The sequence below is a fragment of the Aquimarina sp. genome, from assembly GCF_977115655.1.
Window position 1 is genome coordinate 24,690 of the sequence record NZ_CDSBKO010000047.1, and the last position, 21,212, is coordinate 45,901.

The window sequence follows — 21,212 nt, forward strand, 5'->3', positions numbered from 1 at the left end:
ATTTTTAATAATTTCATCAATAATTATTGTCTATGAAAATTCTGTAAATCAGAAAAAGTTTTACCTCCAACTACTTCTATTTGAATTATTTCATCAATAACGATTATCCCTGGACTTCCGTAAGGATTATTTCTTTCAGGTTCTATAGGATATACCTGATTAATTCTGCATAAATATGTCGAATTACACTCTAAACACTCATAATACATAACTAACAATGAAGATGTTACAGGATAATTTTCCTGAAAAACACCATTGCAAATGACATATATTTCATCTTCAAAATACTTTAGGCTTGAATCTTTAAAAAGATCTGGGAAAAATTTTAAGAAATCCTCGGTATAATATTTTGAACATAAATATTTTGTTTTAAAATATTTTACATGAACAGATGAGTTTCCTTCACCAAAACTAATTACTTTTTTACAACAACTACAGGTATGCTTTACACTCCAATTACTGTTATATTGAAATTTTAATGGAATATTATTTTTATTAAAATTTCCTAATGTTACTTCAGAAATATTTTTAATAATATGTTCTCCATATAATGAATAATCAATTTCATCAATGCTATTTACTTTAATTACCATCTATAACAACATCTTTAAATTTTAGATATTTCCCATTTGGGGATTTTTTAATCGTTATCTTTACATATCCCTCTTCTACTAATTGGTTCCATGTTTTTGGATAACCATTAGCTCCTTTATCTATTTTCCAAAAAGCTTGTTTTCCTTTTCCTACCTGACCAAACCATGGTATTACATCTGCAATTTCTGCTTTAAAAGGTAAGTCTTTAAGAACTTCTATTTCATAATAAAAATCATAGTCCTTTTCTGCTTTATTTAAAGCTCGTTGGCCAAAACTATAACGCTTACCATTTACTATTGGGCTTGTAAACTCTCCTCCCAAAGGAGGTAAACCTGTTCCATCCCAATGACTCAAGGCTCCACCGTAACGATCAAACTTATCACCAGCCCTTATCGAAATCTCTTTTATATTATACCCCCCGTAAGCAGGAGGCCATCCTCCATTCAAATTATATTGCTTAAATAACTCTTCGAGATCTTTCCAACTATGGTTTGCATATAAAATATAAGCTTCCTCTATAATTGACTGATTAACATTACCTGCCTTATTAAAAGTCTTTGCAAATTTGTCTGCATCTTTGAAAAAGTCTGTAGAAATAACAATATTTCCCAGTTTAGAATATTTGCTATTCGGAGATTTTTTAATCGTTATCTTTACATATCCCTCTTCTACTAATTGGTTCCATGTTTTTGGATAACCATTAGCTCCTTTATCTATTTTCCAAAAAGCTTGTTTTCCTTTTCCTACCTGACCAAACCATGGTATTACATCTGCAATTTCTGCTTTAAAAGGTAAGTCTTTAAGAACTTCTATTTCATAATAAAAATCATAGTCCTTTTCTGCTTTATTTAAAGCTCGTTGGCCAAAACTATAACGCTTACCATTTACTATTGGGCTTGTAAACTCTCCTCCCAAAGGAGGTAAACCTGTTCCATCCCAATGACTCAAGGCTCCACCGTAACGATCAAACTTATCACCAGCCCTTATCGAAATCTCTTTTATATTATACCCCCCGTAAGCAGGAGGCCATCCTCCATTCAAATTATATTGCTTGAATAACTCTTCGAGATCTTTCCAGTTTCCTTGCTTATATAATTCAAAGGCTTGGTTTCTGATTGTTTGACTTAAATTACCTGCTCTATCAAAAGTATTCGAAAACTCATCTGCATTTTTGAAAAAAACATTACTAACAACACTTCCTATATTTGATGTTTTCCAAAACCCAATTACATTACCATCCTGAAGTAAATTATAACGTTCATCTCCAATCTTCGTACCTTGTGCTAAAAACTTGTTCTTCCCTAATTTACCATTTGTAATAGTCGCTATTAATTCTTTGGTATGCTTGTTGGTAATTTCTAATTCCCCAGATAATTTTGCAGCCGTATATTTTATGTTTTGTATATCTGTCTTAAAAATCTCATCTGCCTTAGCAAGATTATCTATTAACTTTTGTTTGACATTGCTTTTCTGAATTAACTGGGCCACTTCTTTAAAAAAATCGTCTCCAAAAGATCTCGATCTTATTTTAGATAAGATTTCTAAATTCCCTTCCTTTACACGAATTCTTGGAGATTTTTCTAAAGCCTTCCATGCCTCGACAACATTTGGATCTTTGGCAAATTTTGCAAGTCTTTGAGATGATATTGTTTTAAAATCAGCTGCAAATAATTTGATTTGATCTATACTTAAATCCGTTAATATTTTAATTTTTAACCCATTTTGGGTTTTGCTTCTTGTAAGTGTTTTAAAGAAGTCTCCCGTGTTGTACAAGCTTTCATATTTACTATATGCAGCAGGATCTTCGCTAAGAAACTTTTTAATCCCGGGAATATCATAATCTTTAACCATGGCCTCTGCTATAGGGCATGGTCCATTTGCATTACTTTGATAAACAGAAGTAACAAAAAATAGTATTAGTAATAAGTTTCTTAAAATTCTTTTCATCATTATTATTCTTATTTACAAAAAACGGAGTCAAGATTATTTTTTCTAAAGTTTTTCCAACCTTCAAACAGAGCTGAATTTTTCTCATTTAGTGCTTTCCATACATCATCTGAAGAATTCATAAAATCATTTCTAAACAATGTCTGTAATTCTTTAGATAGCCCTTCATAATTAGCTTTAAAACTAGGGTTCCCCTCTAAATACTTTAAGAAATCAACCATTCTAGAATCATTATCCAACACTCTCACGCACACAACGTCATCGGCAGTTTTATATATGGCAACATCTCCTTCTGCAATACTATTGCTGTTCGGTTTTTGATACCGGATATCATCCAATACCCCTACTAATTCATCGCCTGATTTGGTTGTTTTTCTGATATTTAAAAACTTAGAAAATGATCCATTAGAAGAATGTGATATTTTTAATAGCTTATACAATTTGCTACCTATTACTATACTTCCCTGAGTCCAATCCGTAACTTTTAGTTTTGCTTGTTTAATTGTGTTAAAGCTTGCATTTAGTAAGCTAGCTTCTAATTTGGATAAAATATTGGTAGTAAACATGGTTGTTACAGCAGTGTTTCCTAAATTAGATAATAGTGAAGGAACCTTTCTTAATTGTTTTAAAACTTCTCTTCTTTGTACTATGGACAGGTCTTTAATATTATCAAATTTGCTAAAATCAAAACTTATTTTTGTTACCGCATTTGCTCCTTTTTTGGTCATTGCAATACCCAGTTTACTTAAACCAACTCCTCCTTCTATCATTGTAATCGCGGTCCATATATTTACAAATTTCTTACCGTCTTCTGTTTGCTTTAAAGCTTCTTCACTAAATACCATGACCATATCGGCTGTAGCTATTGCCGCACTAATCCCAGATACTAAGGTTATTGACTGGCCTCCTGTTGGAACTGCTGTCATAATCGCAACCAAGTTACCAAATACCCTAACCGCTGTCATTAACTGATCTTTATTATGCTTATTTATTAAATATTCAAGATAATAAGCAGGTAATTGTACTGTTTCATCTTTTTTCTGCCCATTTTTATATTTAATGTATGAGTTACTTACTGGAAATGTGACCTCTACTAGTTCATCCAAAGAGTCAAACTTATAAGATATTCTTTCCCTACTTGAAAATTGTGGGTCCCGTACAAAATCAATAGATAAAGATCCATCTTTGGGATTAAATACAATATCTGTATACTCTTCTCCTAATCCTTCATCAAGTTTCTTAAGCGATATTTTTTTTGCTGGTTTTACTCCTGTATTATCAATCTTGTATATCTCTGTAATTTTATTAATATACTTTTCATGATTTGAAAAATTGGTATGCTCTAATATTTTTCTAAACAATTTAGAATTATCCTTCTTAAACAATTCGGTCAATAGTAGCTTTGCCTGGCCATTATAGGTTACTGCACTCAATAGATTTACCATTGCTTTTTCTTCTCCAGAATCAAAAAATGTACTATGACTTTCTGTTAATTTTTTGATGGCATTAATCCTATTTTCAAAAGTGATGTTTTCTAAAGCACAGGAAGTAGAATTGTTTACTAATTCTACAATCTCTGCAGGTGTCATTGTGGTTGCAGATAATTTTGCATTAAGGGTTTTATGAAGTTCATCTACCTTACTTGGAAATTTCAATAACTCCCTTAACTTAAAGTAATAGTCTAATAATTGTTTAAATTGTGCTTCTCTATGAAGATGTGAATCCTCTGTTCTAAATGTTTTAGTTAAACTTAATAGCGGAACAAAACGTTTATTGCTTTTTTGGATTTGGGCTAACGATCTTTTTTGATTATTTGTTATGTCTAGAACTTCGCATTCTATTAGTTTTTCAAGGGCTTCATTACTAGAAAAAACCAACGCAGCAGAAATGATTACTGGAGCAAACATGCTTCCTTCTTTTACTAAATCTTCAGAGAAAGATTCCAAAAACCCTTCAGCAAAGGGAGTTAATTCAATATAGTCAACATCTTTAATTTGTTTTCCTTTATGAGTTCCTGATAAATAATACCCTCCAACAACACTTTTTGGGTTGTTAAAATCTTTGACCACACTAAAATTGTATGATATAGCACCAAAATAAGTCACATCATTAGTTTTACTTCTAATTTGGCTAGCTTCAATTTCCATTTTATTAACATAAAGTTCTATTTCTTCAGCCTCTGTATTATAGTATGGAAGGGCTATAATAGCATCTGTAAGATTCTCTATGTTTTTAGTATATGTATCCGTATACTTTTCTTTATTTTTTGGATCATTAGTATTTACATAAGCCGATTGGTTGTCGTTTATCTTAAAGGAATAATATTTTTTGTTTAAGGTAAACCCCAACAAACTTCCTAATGGAGCATGACTACCTGAGTTTTTCCCTGATTTGATGTTGTAATATGCATCATAAGTAGAAAAATTAACATCTGTAACATTAGGAGGAAGGGTTACCACCTTATTAGAAGGAGTAATAAAAGAATAGGATATAATCTTGTTATTTTTATCTCTGTTTGCAAAATCTTTTAAATATTCTAGACCAGTAGAAATCTGTTCTCCATCCTCATCGTCCTGAAACAAGTACAACTGTATCCCCGGCGCATGCATTTTTTCCCAATCCATGTGGGTAAATGCAGTACCATCTCCATAATCCATTAGTAGATCGGTAGCTCCTTTGGTAGTGTTATACTCTGTAAAAGGGTGTTTTAAACCAAATATCCCATGGCTTAATTCGTGAGCTATGGTATGAACTTGGCTATTCTGATTGAATATAAACCCGTATTGCCTTTTAAGAGGCATAAAACCGTTTACCCCTGGTTTTGATGGTGACATATCTTCTCCCAACACAAAAATGTAATAAGTCTTGGGATTATAGGTAGTTTGGGTTTTAAAATAGTTTTTGATCGCCCGTTCTTCTTCGGTATACTGGGCTAGTAATCCACTGTCTCCTATATCGAGTTTACCATTTCCATTAAGATCCCATATAGTGTTATCTATAGTTAGCTTCTCCTCGGCAGACATCGTAAAATGAACCCCTGCCTGGTTATAGATTGCATTAATCTGATCTTTTATATTGGGCGCTATTTTTGCATTATTTACACTTACTATTGTAACATTGATATCGGTTACCTCTTGGGATGCCAGATGCCATAGGTTGGCCACTCCTGCTACTTCATGTTTTTGAGTACTATCTTTTGGTTTTATGGTAGCAATGATCTGCTGTTTACCAAAATCAAATTGCTTTTTAAGCGATAGCGTGGCAACATCTCCCTCTGTATTCCACGTAAAAGGAATCTTAATTCCTTCTTTGGTTTTAAAAACGATATCCTCTTTGGTATATGTACTGGTATTAAAAGTAGCCTTGGCTTTTATAATATCCGACGAATATGTACCTATATTCGAGATCGCTTTATAAGGTATTATATACGCATTACCACCTGTTACCGGCACTTTATCGTATTGATCCGCCAGTGTACCTCCTGCATTTTGGGGTGCTTCATCATACGAGTAATATCCTGATTTTATAAATATTACGGTAACATCGGCAGAAGTGATTTCGTTTACCCCACCGCTTCCTACACCATTGGTATTATGAGAAGTTGCAGGTCCGCCATCAGCCATTTGCCCTTTGGTAACTTTACCATCTTCACTTACCGACCAGGTTTCGTTTGTTTTATCTACAAAGACTACATCTTGCCCGCCGGGTTGTTCTATTTTTACTCCTTCAGAGGTAATCAGAGTGATACTGCCATCGGCAGCAACCTGTACATCGGTAATATCAGCATCTACCCTAATTACATCTATATCCCCATCATCTCCAACAATTTTTTCGATAATATCATCTGTATCTATAATACTGTCCCAATTAGGGTCGTAGGTTGTACTTACTACACCTGCTACCAATTTGTTATCGGTATTGATTTTTATATTTTCGAAGGTTACCGGGATTCGCACTGTGGCTAGCCACGGGGTACTGATATACCCCTCTCCGGTAAAACTGTCACCAGAAGCGGATGCTTTTTTTACGTATACAGGAAAATCTCCTGCTGTAAAAATATCATTGGGATATAGTTCTGTTAGTAATTCTTGATTAGAAAGATCTACAGGATCTGCCTCAATACCACAGGCAGTATAGTCTGATACCTCTTCGCTTACTGTTCTGAAGTTTTCTATAGTGGATTCTCCAAAACTATCTACTGCACAATTACCTGCAATTTTATACTCGTAGACGGTATCTGGCTTAAATTCATCTATGGTGATGTATTCTCTAGGGGTAGTTTTTTTGTACCATTCTTTGCTTCCGGATTCTCGATAATGTATGGTGTAGTCTAAGTGATTGGGGTGCCCTGTCCAACTAATCGTAGCACGACCTAGTTGTACATCTTCTACTTTGATACTTGTCGGGATCTCACAGTTTTTTTGATAATCAAACCAAAAAATCTCGCTATTGCCGTAGTTATTAAAAACCGAAACTTCTTCTCCGTTATTGGTGGTAAAAGCCCGTACCCGCCAGGCATATCGTTTTCCTGGCAGCAATAAAGGTTGCATAGGACCGTATAGTAAGGTAGTATTGCTGATTGTCTCCTTATATAAAGGTGGAGAGGATACAAATATCGCCTGGGGGTTGATATAAGTATCCCACACCTCTACCATACTAAACTCATAGGATATATTGGGGACATTGACATGTCTTGGTGTCCATTGAAAAATAATATTGGTTGGGGTATGCTCTGTTATTCTGGATTCGTTATCTGGTTTATTTAAGAATGGAGGATCATTATTGATTAAAAAAACAGTTGTGCAAGTGGTTCTAGACATTCTATTACCCGTATGTATATCATAGACATCAAAACAAAATTGGTAGCTCCCGTCGGGTAGCGAACTATTATACTGTGCCGATGAAATCCCTTGCAGGTTTTGCCTTTCAAAATAAGGAGCTAATTCTGCGATCGTAAGTTGTAATGGTATTCCTGCATCTAGCGTTAGGTTTGGTGCCCCAACAACTACCGGAGCACTTTTAGCTTGTATTCCGTTTCCTGTAATAGAAACTTCTAGCCGTACATTTCGGGTTGGTGAGGTTATATCATTTAATATTAACTGTGCTCTGATCGGGCTATTTACCACAGTAGGGTTAGCATAGCCCGAAAAATTTGTTGGGTACGGTGGTATGACCTGGGGAGTTACCCGAACAGGAAAGTTTTGAGCTACTAAAAAAGTAACCTGCAAACATGTGATTAATAAAAGTAGTACTTGTTTTTTCATATATTACTTTTTAATATCCTCCATAACCTCCTCTGTACTTTGATATAGCGTATCAAAGTAACCGATGATTTGTCCTTGAAGATATTGGGTAATTGTATCTATATTCTTAGTTTCTGAATACATCTGAAATGCATTCTCTCTTGTCATTTCTTTTATTTGGGTAACACGCTTCTTTTTATGATCTATACCTCGATCATTCAAAAGTTTGTCTACTTCAAATCGTAAAAAGAGATAGGCTTCTAATCGTTCTGCTTGTACAGCGTATTCTTTTTGTATTTTTTTATAATGCGCTTGCTCTGTTTTACTGTATGTTTTATGTTCAGATGCTTTTACAGTATATAAAGAGTGTGATTCGAGGGCATCTTTTGCCTGTACATACTCTTCACGCATGGATTCGTCTTTATCAAGAAGTTCTTTTCTTAAGCTAAGCAAAGCATATTGAAGGCTTTCATTATACGGTAGTATAAAATCTTTGCGGTGATACACATCGTCCAAATAATCAAAAGCTGCTTCTTTAAAGTCTGTATCTGCTACTGCTCTTTGTTTTATTTTGGATAATTGTACTTGTAATGTATCTCTGGCAAAAGCATCTTCATGTTTAAAATAATGTCGCTGTGTTACTGCTTCAATTTTTTGTACTATACTATTGGCATTTCCTTCATATATTTCGTTTCTATACCTGAAACGATAATAATTTTCTTTCTCTAGTTTCTCTTCTAATTTTTGAAGGGTATCTTTTGGTTTTTTCTGTATTTCTTCTTCCGAGGTTTTTCTTTTAAAACCCAGATCTGGTTTTTTAACATCAAAAGAATAGCTGTAGCCAAAAGTGACTGTAAAATCATTGGCGCTTGATACGTTTGGAGTATTACGCAATAAGGTTAGTGCGCTAAGACTAAGATTATGCTTTTCTTTATATACATATCCGGCATTACCTCTAAAACTGATCACATTACCTTGTGAATCCCCGTTAGTCAGACTTTCGTTATAGGAAGCAGAAAGCCCGGTCCTTAATTTTTTATCAAAAAACTGTTTGTTTACAGATACTGTGGGACCATAGGTTAATGCATCATTACCCAGTATGCTATTATACGTTACATTTAAGGCTCCATTAATGGTTAGTGTTTTTTCTGGATATGCAATAGTATAATTTGCTCCTGCGTTATAAAAGTTTGTTTTTGTATTGGTCGCTGCGGCAGTTCCTTGCGCATCTTTGGTAGTTTGATAGGTTAAGTTGAACCCTGCATTTTGTTGCTTCTGTTTGGTTTGTGATACGATATATCCAAATTGTAAGGATGCGTTTTGGGATACTTGTTTAAAATCCAGAGTATCCAGGTTCTGTAAAGGATCAACTTGGTTTATTTCGTCAAAAACACTTCTAACATTAGTATAGGATTGAAAATTTGAATACGACGCACCAATAGTCATCTTCTCTGATGCTTTAATAGTAGTATTAATTGCAGATACGACCCTATTGGATTGGGATTCTTTTTCGTTTTTAAGATCATCTCGCTGTAGTCCTGCATTGACTGCCAGAGATACCTTACCATTAAATAGCTCCTGAGCTGCATTAATGGTAATATTTTCAAGATCATTATTAAAATAGTACGCTCCAAAAGTTCTATACTGCGGATCAATTCTTTCGTATCCAACTCCTACACTACCTTTACCATAGGAATACGTAAAATCACTATTAAATGCTGTATAATAATCGGTAGATGCATTTTTGTTTATTAAAACACCCAGCGCATTAGTAGTTGTACTACCTTGTTGATTTTGTATATTTTCGGTTACGGCACTTTGTGCTATTTCTACATTAAAGGTGAGGTTTTTGGTAACCTTAACACTTGATTCGATACTTGCAACCAGATTCTCTTTAGGATCCAAATTTAGTTCTTCGGGTATTGGAGTATCAAGTGATTTTACCTCATCACGAGCTTTAAAAAATATAAGCCCTATAGAAAACTTATCAAATTCATACGACCCTTTGATACCATATCCCATTCTTTTATATGCAGGAATAGCTTGAGGAAACTCTATGTCATATTCTGTAGCTTTTAGCAACCTGCCATAAAACGCACTTACTTTAAAAGGCCCATTGGGGGTTAAATCAGTGCCAAATCCTGTAAATTGATGACCACTAACCGTATAGGGTGAAAATGTCATCGAAACATCTCCTATATGTGTTGTTACCCATTTGTAAGATGGATGAATACTTAAACGATTTATCTTAAAAGGTGTGCTGTGTTCAAATTTTTGATTGGTATAGGAAAAGGATAATGGAATATTATAAATACCACTAATATTAAAATTGAGATTACCATTAACAAAATATGTTAGTGGTTCTCTATTGGCTGTTCCTGCATAATATACAGAATTAGCAGATACACCTCCATTAATTTTAAGTAATGGGGCTTTACCTATTTGATCTAGGTTTTGTCCATAAACTATAGAAGTGATGCTACATAAAAACATGAGTAGTTTTATTTTCAATAGATACTATTTTTTTCTTATTGTTGATTTAAAAAAAAGTGCTGTGACTTTAGTATTTGTTGAAGTATTTTTTACAGAAATGCTGTAAATTAAAGAGAAGGTTTAACGTTTTGATATTCATAACTATTTAGGTTTATTAAGAGTGTATAGGTACTTTTTGGTTGTATTACATATCAAAAGTATGTTGCTTTTATATTTTAAAAACCTTTGATTTATAATCGCATTGATTATACGGATAAGTGTCAAGACTAAATTGATAAGTGTTAAAAACCGAAAGGATAGAGGGGATTCTCTTTTTTTAAGTAATTAATTTAACCTTCAAATTACATATAAACAATATGGTATTGCTTTTTGCTTGCCCAAAACAAAAAATTGTGTCAGACTTGATATAATACCAAGCACCTGTACTGAAGCTACAAAGTATAGTCAGACCCCTGTTTTTTGAGCAGCAAAAAATAAAGGGTTAGCAAGTTCTGTTTCGAAGTTAAATTAGTACGAGAAGATAAAAAAAAACCTCTAAGATACGTAACGCCCCAGAGGTTATAAGTGCTCTATAATTTTTTAAGCTTTAAAAAAATATTGTATTTACTACTGTATCCCTACCATTAGTTTTTTTATGATTGGTGCTATTAAAATTGCTACAACACCTATAATCATAGTAATAACTCCAAAATTGGCATATACTGATACATAAGAATATAATTGCTGAAAAGCCTCTGCATTATCTCCATTTGCTGTTGTACCAGACAGCCCTGTAATTGTTTCACTAATGGTGCCAAAAAAGCCTTTAGAAAACACTCCTGTTTCTCCCTCTCTTACTGTGGTAAGCTTTGCTATTTTTCCTGCAAAAAAATGCCCGTAAAAATTGGCCGAAAACCAGACTCCCATAATAAAAGTAGCATATTTTATTGGGGATAACTCTGTGATTTTTGAAAGCCCTATAGGAGATAAAAACAGTTCTCCTATAGTTAAAATAAGGTATCCAAAAATTAAATAAAACATAGGGGTTTTTGCATATTCATTAACTTCTTGGGCAGACATCCCAAAAATCAAAAACCCTAATCCCAGAAACAACATCCCCAATCCAAATTTAATAGCAGAATGAGGGTTAGATTTTTTCTTACTTAAGAACGTCCATAACATTGCAAAAGGAATCGCCAGCAGTACTATCCATGTAGAATTTATACTATTAGTTTGTGCTGCATTAATACCTATTAAATCTACATTTCTATCTGCAAATAATGTAAGGGAACTTCCTGCTTGTTCAAATACTGCTGCAAAAATTGCGTATAGCGTAGTAAAATATACTGCGACTAGTAATCTTTTTCGTTCCTTGACACTTACTTTTGTTAGTATATACCCTATATATCCTATCAAAAACAAAGATGCAACCCACACCAGATAATGCTCAAATTCATTAAATTTTACTATTAATGCAAATACAGGAACCGATAACCATGCAAGAAACCAAATTCTACCCCCTTTATTAAGTCCATAAATCTTTTTTTCATAATTCTTTATATCGGGTACCAAACCTTTATCTCCAAAAACGGCTAATTGGGTACCTCGTTTAAAAACTAATAAACCAACAAGCATCCCTATCCCTGCTAACAAAAATCCATAATGCCAGCCATAAATCTCTGCAAACCATGCGCATAACAATGGTGCTATAGCTCCTCCTAAATTAATTCCTAAATAAAAAATAGTAAACCCAGAATCTCTTCTCTTGTCTCCTTCTTCATAAAGAGTTCCTACCATAGTGGATATATTAGGTTTAAAAAAACCATTTCCAACAATTATCAAGGCCAGAGATCCATAAAAAAACAAAGGGGTTTCGATGGTAAGAAAAAAGTGCCCTGTTGCCATTAAAACCCCTCCTAAAAAAATGGATTTTCTATATCCTAAATATTTATCCGCAATAATACCTCCGATCATTGGGGTTACATATACTAAAGACATATATGCCGCCATTACCCCAAAAGATTTATCATCAGAATATAAAAGATGCTTGGTCATATATAACACTAAAAGTGCTTTCATTCCATAGAATGAAAATCGCTCCCATAATTCTGCAAAAAACAGGTATAACAATCCCTTGGGGTGTCCTAATACTTCCTGCTTATCTATTGTGTTTTGATCTACGCTCATATAATGTGTTTAAATTATTTGTAACACAAATCATGAATAGTTTGGCGATAATTAAAAGGGAAGTTCTAAAAAATAGCTAATTATAGTAAATTGTAATTGTCACACAAGCAATCACAAATAATAACAATCACTAAAAACCAACCAATTACAAGGATTTATTGAATTCTTCTAATAGTGTTTGATCTATAACAATATTTTCTGGGATAACTCTTAGCCTGTATTTTCCTTGCCCCATAAAGGTGAATAAATCTTTTCTTTCCAACTGAGATATAGGAGATAGCTGTAATATGGTATTGATATTTTCAATAATTCTACTTAGATACGTTTGGCTTTTTATTTCTCCTCCGGAGCTCACCAATAAATACTGTTTTTCTCCTTCTTCATATTTTCGCTTTACAGCAAATCTTAGCAGGTTTTTATATTGTGTGGTTTTAGAACCAAAATCTATGGTTTTATCATAAATCTCTTTGGATGGTATCGTTATTTTCACCAAAGACCAGTCCAAAAATTTAATAGTCATTTCGCTTGGTTTTGGGGTTAATGCCAATTGAATCACCCAACTGGTTGCCAATACCAAAAAAATAGAAATAAAAGATGTTTTGGCAACAATCTTGATCAAATTACGATACAAAGTATCTCCTATGTTTACAAACACATCGGGAACCTGAGAAAGCAGCATAAATAAAAAGGCTAATACAGAGATGACTGCTACTAATTTTAAGTCCCTGTTCATAAATGTTTTATAAAAAGAGATCGTTAGTAAATAGGTTAAAAAACAAGACAGTATTAAATCTGGAATACCACTTACCCGAACTCCGTTTATAACCGGATTGTCTTTATTATATTGAATTAAAACAAAGGTTATTACCGATACTAGTATAGTAATAATGATTAAGATGAACGTGTTTCTCTTATTTTTATACAAAAATTGCGGAGCAAAATCAAAATAAAATAGTGCCAACAATAAAACCAAAGTATTTAAAACAGAAAAGAAACTATATCCTATATCAAACAGAATCGTATTTGTAAAAGCAAAAAGGTTTGCCATATATATCCATGTACCAGAAAACACCCATACAAAAAGAGCCATACTTAGGTATAAAAGTCCTTTATCTATTCTTTTTTGAGAATCATCCTCTTCTAAAAATTGCCTAAAGCGTTTTTTAATATTATACCAAATCGCCAATAACAATACTCCTCCTATCAAAGCAATATAAATATGCGCAAGGCTATAAAATTTAGTAATATCTGACATAAAATTGTATCTAATTATCCATGACCAATTTACATATATCTTTAAAAAATATGTGTATGCATTTTAAAATCTTATATTTTGGCTTTGCTTAACCCCAAATAATACAGGAGTATAATTAAAAAACGGCTCTGAAGATACAGAGAACTGCCCTCCAAAAAGATAGAATGTATTACCCAACTTTCTGGCTATACAAATAGTAAGCTTTGAGTGCCTTAACTCACTATTTATTATATACCGAAAGGTGAGGTTCCCGAACCCTGAGATCAATTTTCACCTCATTTTTTAAAAGAGATGCAACCTTATGGCTTTACATTTGTCTATAGGTTTGTTAGATTATATAAACAATAAAAGTAAAACAATTTTTAAATGATTAAAACTAGAATTACTACCCTGTTGCTACTGCTTGTTTCTCTGGCAGGTATTTCGCAAACAGAAGAAACGTCTGCCATTTCGAGAAAAGAGTGGCGAAAAAATATCCCTGCATATATAGGAGTTAGTGCAGGTCTGGGAGGCTCTGTTTTTAGAGATTTTGCAACCTCTCCGCTTTTTTACAAAGGAGTCGCAAAATATATAGCCCTGTCCTACTCTAAATCTAATTTTGAAAGAGAGTCTGAAATCGGACTATCCTACTCTTTTGGAAATCATCACAATAATTTTAACAACCATTTGCAAATTAGCAATGTTAAAAGCGTATCCTTATTTTACTCCAGATTATACCAGTTACAATCGCTAAGTTCCCCCAAATTAAATGTAAAAGTGGGTGGATTAATTAATGCTACCGGTAATTTTAGAATTAATGAAGGATTAGCAAATAACGGTATCGGATACGAGATAATCCCTACTCTTTTTGGTTCTGTTAAAATCGAAAAAGACATAAGTACTAAGGAAGAAAAAAACAAAAAGTTTTTATTTATTAAGTATAATTCGAAAGAAAAAACCAGAAACCTGGCCTTTAGGCTAAATGTTGGTTTGGTTAACAGTTCGTATCGAAATGGGTATGCATACTCAGGTCAAGCAAGCCTTTTAAATAAATTTGCGCTATTTGATGATTATCAGTTCAAAGTTTTTTCAGGATTTAGAATGAGTAGTTCCTTAGACTATACCGTATTTTTAAAAAACAAAAACGCTCTTCGATTTTCGTATGCCTGGGATGCATATAAAACTGGTGGTAATCTTGACAAATTCGAAATGGCAACCCATACCCTTAAATTTTCCCTTTTATTTAATACAAACAATAAACAATGAAAAAGTTATATTATATAGTACTAGCAGGACTATCTTTTGCCTCTTGCGAAAAAGCAATTTTTGAAGAGGACTTGGCCTCTACAAACCCAAAAGAAAATTTTGAATATTTATGGAAGGAATGTAATGAGAAATACTCTTATTTTGATGTAAAAAACATTGACTGGAATTCTATAAAATCAAAATACGCTGCCAAAATATACGATGGTATGAGTCAGGATTCCCTATTTAAAGTGTTAGGTGGAATGCTTACCGAATTAAAAGACGATCATACCAATCTTATATCTAATTTTAATATTTCGACTTTCGGGGTGGATTATCTGGGCCAGGATAATTTTGATTGGCGTGTGATCAAGGACAATTATTTGCCACGTAATTATTATGTTTCTGGTCCCTTTGCCCATAGTTTTTTGAATAATAAAAAAATAGGATATATTCGTTTCTCTTCTTTTCCTGGAACTGTAGGTGAAAATAATCTGGATTTTGTTTTAGAAAGGTACAAAAACACGAAAGGGTTAATTTTGGATTTACGAGAAAACGGTGGTGGGGCAGTAAGCGATGTCTTTGAGATTCTAAGCCGCTTTGTAGAAAGCAAAACACTGGTTAGCTATTCCAGAATAAAAACCGGTCCTGGGCACAATGATTTTTCGGATGCCAAACCTGTATATGTTTCTCCGTATGATGGGATACGGTATAAAAACAAAGTAATTGTATTGGTAGACAGGGGGACCTATAGTGCAGGATCGTCCTTTTCGCTTGCTACAAAAGCGCTTCCCAATATGGTACTTATGGGAGATACTACAGGAGGGGGGCTTGGCTTGCCCAATGGGGGGCAATTACCTAATGGATGGACCTACCGGTTTTCAATCTCCCAAGAATTAACGCTGGATAAAAACCCTGATTATGAAAATGGGGTTCCGCCGGATATCAAAGTGCTTTTTAACTGGAACGATCTAACCAAGGATGAAATTTTAGAACGAGCAATTCTGGAATTACAATAAAAACAGCATCAAATAATACCAAATGAATTTCGAAATGATTGGTCAAAGTTGTCATTATTTTATTTTTTTACAACGCTGGGATTTTTTTGCATAGCCATAGCTACGGAAAGAAATAGCAAGGCAGTAAAAGGAGAAAAGAATAAGACGACACCGGTCATTTTGATGTTTATTTGGTATAAATCAACAACCGCAGAGCACACTTATGGGGTATGCTTCCGAAAATATATTTTGTTTTCGAGAAAAGTCTCTGCGGATTACCCCCCCTCTATGAGGGGTTAAAGATTTACAGGATTAACGGCCAAACTATTAAAAAGTTTGGCTTTTGCATTTAAAAATTTATTTTGTACTTCTATTTCTTTAAGCTTTGCTTCAATAAAGCTTTTTTCTCTTGAATTGATTAAAAACAACGAGCTTTCTCCAAAACTAAACTTACGCTCTTCGGCACTAAGTAATCTGTTGTAATCGGATACTATATCTTTAATAAGCACGTTTTGGTTTTTAAAGGATTCTAATTCTACATAGATAGCCTTAATTTTATTTTTAATCTTTAGCTCTGTAGTTACCAAATCAAATTTAGCATCTTGCACCTTATACTTTGCTAATTTTAGGTCTCCTCTTTCTTTTCTTAAAAACAAGGGGAAACTAAAATTAATACCTCCTTTATAATTTAGGGTATTAAACGTCTCTGTTTGTTCTGGAGTTGTACTTAAAAAATTATATTCTAAATCGATAGTGGGTAGTAGTTTATTTGCTTTTAATCTTCTGTCTACTTCCAAGCCTTCAATTTTATAGTTTAAAGATTTAAGTTTAGGATGGTTCTCTAATGTAAAAGTTTGTAATGGATTGCCGTTAATTTCGAGAGCATTATCTATGTTATCTTCGATATTACCTTCTGGAACAACATTAGGTTGTAATTCTACAGGGGTATCTTCTAACCATAAAAAATTAGACAGCACTAAGGTTTTTTTTGCCAGCTTTACCTTTGCTTGCTCTAAACTAAGTTTTCTGTTTTGAAAAGAGATTTTTGCTTCTACGGTATCTATAGCTGCTTTATCTCCTGCTAAAGCACTCTTTTTAACGCCTTCAAAACGTATTTTGGCATTATTTACAAAGTTAGTATATATCTCTTTTTCTTGATATACCTGTAACCAGTCAAAATATGCTACAGAAGCATCATACAGAATCTGATTTACAAAAAGATCTCTATCTGCTTTTGTTTGCTCTCTAAAGAATTTAGCTTTTCGCAAGGTTGCCATTCTATCATTTATTAACAGACCTTTTGCTACAGATACAGAAATCCCTGCATTAAAAAGCCCGTCTTGTGGCACTGTGTTTTGGAGATTCAAATATTCTCCGTCATTTTGTTCAAAGCCTCCTTTAAACTCAACTCCATACCAGGTAGGGATTTTAAATGTGGCATTTAACAAGTCATAATATTCTTTGTCTTTAAACTGTTTACGATCATAATCTATTTCTATTTTAGGATCAAAACCTCCTCTGGCTTTCATAAGGTTTGCCTGCCCAATACTAATATTAAGTTCTGCTTGTTTCGCTATTGGATGATATTTTTTTACATACCCTAGATACTCTTTAAAATTTAATACAATGGTATCTTTTTGTTGTGCATACATCGATGTCACCCCAAAAAACAAGTATACTATGACCAGATTTTTCATTTTATTTCTTTTCAGGTTTCACCTTTTTAGTAGTGGGTTGGTAATAATTAGGAGGAAATCCGTTTAATTGTCGCCAAAGCTCATACCAGATTGGAACATCTTCTAACAAAGCCATAGTTGCTGCACCAGAGCCTACTTGTATTTTTGGCCATTCGTGATCGTCCGGATCGGGGGCTATTAAAATTCTGTATTTACCATTATCACTTATAAAAGTTTCTATTGCTACAATTTTACCCCCGTAGGTGCCGTAAGATACATTAGGCCATCCACTAAATACAATTGCTGGCCATCCATCAAATTGCACACGTACTTTTTCTCCTACATGAATTAAAGGGATATCGATAGGTCTGACATACGTTTCTACTGCCAAATCATATACCGATGGCATAATATTAACTAACTGATCTCCTTCTTTAAAGGTTTCACCAACACCAGATCGTAGTGTTTTATTGATAAACCCGCTTTGTGGTGCTTTGATATAGTGCATATCATTACGCATTTCGTAGTTTGTGTACGCATTTTCTAATTTAGTAACTTGTGCTTTAGCATCAAACTGATTAGACTGTGCGGTAAATCTATCACTTTGCGATTTTGATATTTTATCGGTATATTCTGCTTGTACTCTATTAATCTCTACCTTGGCATTGATGATTTCATTTTTACTTGCCAACAGTTTATTTTCCTGAGAAATTAATTTTGCTTGTGTTTCTTGTAGTTTTAACCTTTTTTCTTCTATATCTGTAAGAGATTTCAATCCTTCTTTTTCTAATTGTACAATACGCTCGTACTGCCGTTCTGCAATGGTGATATTCGTTTTTGCTGCCTCAAAATCTATACTATCGCTTTGTACTTTTAACTTTGATTGCAATAGCTTGTTTTTTGCTTGTTGCAATTTTAGGCTTCTCTCATTCGCCAATGCTGCTATCTGGTTTTCGATAGCTTTTACTTTACCTTCATAAGAGTTTACAGACATCGTTTTTGCTTCGATTTGTTGCCCTGTTCTTGCTACCAGATCAGGATCAAAGTATTCATTCTTTACTTCTGAAATAAATAAAATGGTATCTCCTTTATTTACAAAATCCCCTTCTTTTACATACCACTTCTCGATTCTACCCGGAATTGGAGACTGAATTGTTTGTGGCCGTTGGTCTGGTTTTAAGGTAGTTAAAAATCCGGTTCCTGAAATATTCTGGGTCCAGGGAAGAAACAATATAACCATCATCAAAACTGCAAATACTTTTAAAAAGCGATTAAAATATTTATAATGCCTTTTGTGAAAAACTTTTTGAATTGCGGTATAATGAGAAAGATCTACTTTCTTATTTAAAGAATTATGAGATATATTCAACATAGTTATGACTTTTCACTTATGATTTTACCTTTTTCAATATTAATAATTCTTTGGCATCGGGTTATCCATTTTTGATTTTGACTTACCACTACCAACGCCCAAGGGTTAGAAGGATCTGTAAGAAAATCCATAATCCTGTTTACTTCTATATCATCAAATTGATCTAAAGGGTCTTTTAAAAGTAATAGCTTAGGTTTTCTAACAATACTTCTTGCCAAAACAATTTTTTTAGATACTGTATGTGCTATTTGTTTTCCTTCAGGATGAAGTATGGTTTTTAATCCTTGTGATTGTTCTTTTACAAATTGGGTTAACCCTACTTTTTCTATAGCCCAATACACCTCTTCAGTAGAAATATCCTTATCTCCAAAGGTTATATTTTCTAAAATACTTCCTTCAAAAGGAGATTCTTCTATTAAGGATTGCCCTAAATGGGATCTGTAATAGTTTAAATGAATACCTTTAAGGTCTATATTATTGATATATATACTTCCGCTATCCGGCTCTATAAGTCCGGCAATTAATCGTAATAAGGTCGATTTACCAGAGCTATTGGGACCTTGTATTAAGGTAGTTGATTTTTCGTTTATGGTAAGAGATATATCTTCTAATATTTTTCTTTTTCCATCAGGAATACTATAGGAAACATGATCTAACTCTACTGTAAACCCCTGGTTTTTTCTAAATGGTTTTTCCCCATCCTGTGCTTCTAATTCTTTATCTACAACTTGTCCTAATTTTTCTATAGAAGTTAAGACATCATAAAAAGATTCTAAGCCAGTTATTAATTTTTCTACAGAGCCTATCACTAATAGAATTATAATCTCGGCAGCTACAAACTGCCCAATATTCATTTCTTGATTAATAACCAGTATACCACCTATTAATAAAAGTCCTGCTGTTACCAAAACTTTAAATCCTATCATTTGGATAAATTGGATCATCAAAATATTAAAATGACTTTCTCTGGCAGATAAATACTCTGTAACCAATGCATCATTTTTTTGTAGTGCAAGACTTGTTTTTCCTGAAAGTTTAAAACTAACAATAGATCTGGCAACTTCTTGAATCCAGTGTGCTACTTTATATTTGCTTTTAGATTCTTTAAGGCTGGTTTCTAAACCTTTTTTTGCGGTGTATTTAAAAACCACATATACCAATAGTAGTAGTAATAATCCATAAATAATAAAAAATGGATGATAAAAAGACAATAACATTAGCCCAAAAATAATTTGTAAGAGAGCTGCCGGGAAATCCACCAAAATTTTGGCAATTCCTTTTTGAGCGGTTAATGTATCAAAAAAACGATTTGCCAGTTCTGGCGGATAATAATCTCGCAATTCGCTCATTTTGATTTTCGGAAATCTATATGAAAATTCGAAAGAGGCTCTGGTAAATATTTTTTGTTGTACATTTTCTATAATACGAACCTGCATTAATTGAAGTAATCCAACAAACAAGACCCCTACAGTAACCAAAATCACTAAAATAATCCAAGAAGTACTTATCTGGGCTCCTTGCATTAAATTAATAATAGCTTGTATTCCTAATGGTAAGGATAAATTTACTAACCCCGCAAATATGGCATAGTAAAATGTTTGAAGAATATCTTTTTTATCCAGCTTAAGAAGCCCTATCAATCTTTGCCAAGCTGTTAAAATGTTTTTAGACATACACTATTTTTTATAGAGTTAAATACAAGATCAATAAAATACTTTGTAGGGGTAACTTTTTCCTTACAATCTGTTAAGGATAGAAAATGTTCTTTTAAAAAGTAATGGGGTAATGCTACTGGATAAACTAGAAGGGTATAGATTGTGTTATCTACTTCTTTAATAATATCCTGTAACCTTATTGCTAAACGTTTGTAAATAGAGCTTTCGTCAGACCTGTTTTTTTTTTCTAATTTCTTAAATATAAAACTCTCAAAACCCATTTCATATTTCATTTAAAATATTTTATTGCAAATATAATAGTAATACTATTGCAGTGTGACAGTTTAACCTTTATTTAACCCAGGTAATATTTTTTACTACTTTGATAATTAATAATTTTACGATAAATACATTACAGGATATTACCAATTTAATTTATTATGAAAAAAATATTTTTATTTTATTTCTATCCTTTTTTTGGATATCAGGGCAGCAAAATGAAAATGATATTCAAAAAAAATAGAAACAAGGACTGTTTTATACCATTTTAACTTTGAAATAGCACTAATAAATTATTTCTTTTTCATCT

Annotated in this window: 12 protein-coding genes; 2 read left to right on the forward strand and 10 right to left on the reverse strand. The window is 33.1% G+C overall.

Annotated elements, in window-relative coordinates:
• Nucleotides 1–23: 23 nt before the first annotated feature.
• The 6 genes from ACZIYX_RS17515 to ACZIYX_RS17540 form a co-directional block, all read right to left on the reverse strand.
• On the reverse strand, nt 24–593 hold the full coding sequence (locus tag ACZIYX_RS17515; RefSeq protein WP_462683548.1) for a hypothetical protein: 570 nt from the start codon (nt 591–593) through the stop codon (nt 24–26).
• Nucleotides 583–2,544: a glycohydrolase toxin TNT-related protein gene (locus ACZIYX_RS17520; protein WP_462683549.1), complete on the reverse strand. Its 1,962-nt coding sequence runs from the start codon at nt 2,542–2,544 to the stop codon at nt 583–585. The genes ACZIYX_RS17515 and ACZIYX_RS17520 overlap by 11 nt, the downstream gene beginning before the upstream one ends.
• A gap of 8 nt (nt 2,545–2,552) precedes the next feature.
• On the reverse strand, nt 2,553–7,805 hold the full coding sequence (locus ACZIYX_RS17525) for a hypothetical protein (RefSeq protein ID WP_462683550.1): 5,253 nt from the start codon (nt 7,803–7,805) through the stop codon (nt 2,553–2,555).
• 3 nt (nt 7,806–7,808) lie between these two features.
• A complete protein-coding gene (locus tag ACZIYX_RS17530; RefSeq protein WP_462683551.1) occupies nt 7,809–10,295 on the reverse strand; it encodes a TonB-dependent receptor in 2,487 nt (828 codons plus the stop codon).
• A 588-nt stretch (nt 10,296–10,883) separates the two neighbouring features.
• A complete protein-coding gene (locus tag ACZIYX_RS17535; RefSeq protein WP_462683552.1) occupies nt 10,884–12,443 on the reverse strand; it encodes a peptide MFS transporter in 1,560 nt (519 codons plus the stop codon).
• A 145-nt stretch (nt 12,444–12,588) separates the two neighbouring features.
• On the reverse strand, nt 12,589–13,698 hold the full coding sequence (locus tag ACZIYX_RS17540) for a hypothetical protein (protein ID WP_462683553.1): 1,110 nt from the start codon (nt 13,696–13,698) through the stop codon (nt 12,589–12,591).
• Nucleotides 13,699–14,064: 366 nt separating this feature from the next.
• Between ACZIYX_RS17540 and ACZIYX_RS17545 the strand changes: the two genes are divergently transcribed.
• Together ACZIYX_RS17545 and ACZIYX_RS17550 are read left to right on the forward strand one after the other, a co-directional pair.
• Nucleotides 14,065–14,943 carry a hypothetical protein gene (locus ACZIYX_RS17545; RefSeq protein ID WP_462683554.1) on the forward strand — a complete coding sequence of 293 codons (879 nt, stop codon included), beginning with the start codon at nt 14,065–14,067 and terminating at the stop codon, nt 14,941–14,943.
• On the forward strand, nt 14,940–15,941 hold the full coding sequence (locus ACZIYX_RS17550) for a S41 family peptidase (protein ID WP_462683555.1): 1,002 nt from the start codon (nt 14,940–14,942) through the stop codon (nt 15,939–15,941). Before ACZIYX_RS17545 ends, ACZIYX_RS17550 begins: the two co-directional genes overlap by 4 nt.
• 275 nt (nt 15,942–16,216) lie before the next feature.
• Here the strand turns inward: ACZIYX_RS17550 and ACZIYX_RS17555 are convergent, their stop codons facing one another.
• From ACZIYX_RS17555 to ACZIYX_RS17570, 4 genes are read right to left on the reverse strand one after another with little or no spacing between them, the layout of a single operon-like run.
• On the reverse strand, nt 16,217–17,617 hold the full coding sequence (locus tag ACZIYX_RS17555; protein WP_462683556.1) for a TolC family protein: 1,401 nt from the start codon (nt 17,615–17,617) through the stop codon (nt 16,217–16,219).
• Nucleotide 17,618: 1 nt separating this feature from the next.
• Nucleotides 17,619–18,968 carry an HlyD family secretion protein gene (locus tag ACZIYX_RS17560; RefSeq protein WP_462683557.1) on the reverse strand — a complete coding sequence of 450 codons (1,350 nt, stop codon included), beginning with the start codon at nt 18,966–18,968 and terminating at the stop codon, nt 17,619–17,621.
• A gap of 2 nt (nt 18,969–18,970) precedes the next feature.
• Nucleotides 18,971–20,641 (reverse strand): peptidase domain-containing ABC transporter, encoded by a 1,671-nt coding sequence (locus ACZIYX_RS17565; protein ID WP_462683558.1) that lies wholly within the window; start codon nt 20,639–20,641, stop codon nt 18,971–18,973.
• On the reverse strand, nt 20,623–20,916 hold the full coding sequence (locus ACZIYX_RS17570) for a hypothetical protein (RefSeq protein WP_462683559.1): 294 nt from the start codon (nt 20,914–20,916) through the stop codon (nt 20,623–20,625). The genes ACZIYX_RS17565 and ACZIYX_RS17570 overlap by 19 nt, the downstream gene beginning before the upstream one ends.
• Between the last annotated feature and the right edge of the window lie 296 nt (nt 20,917–21,212).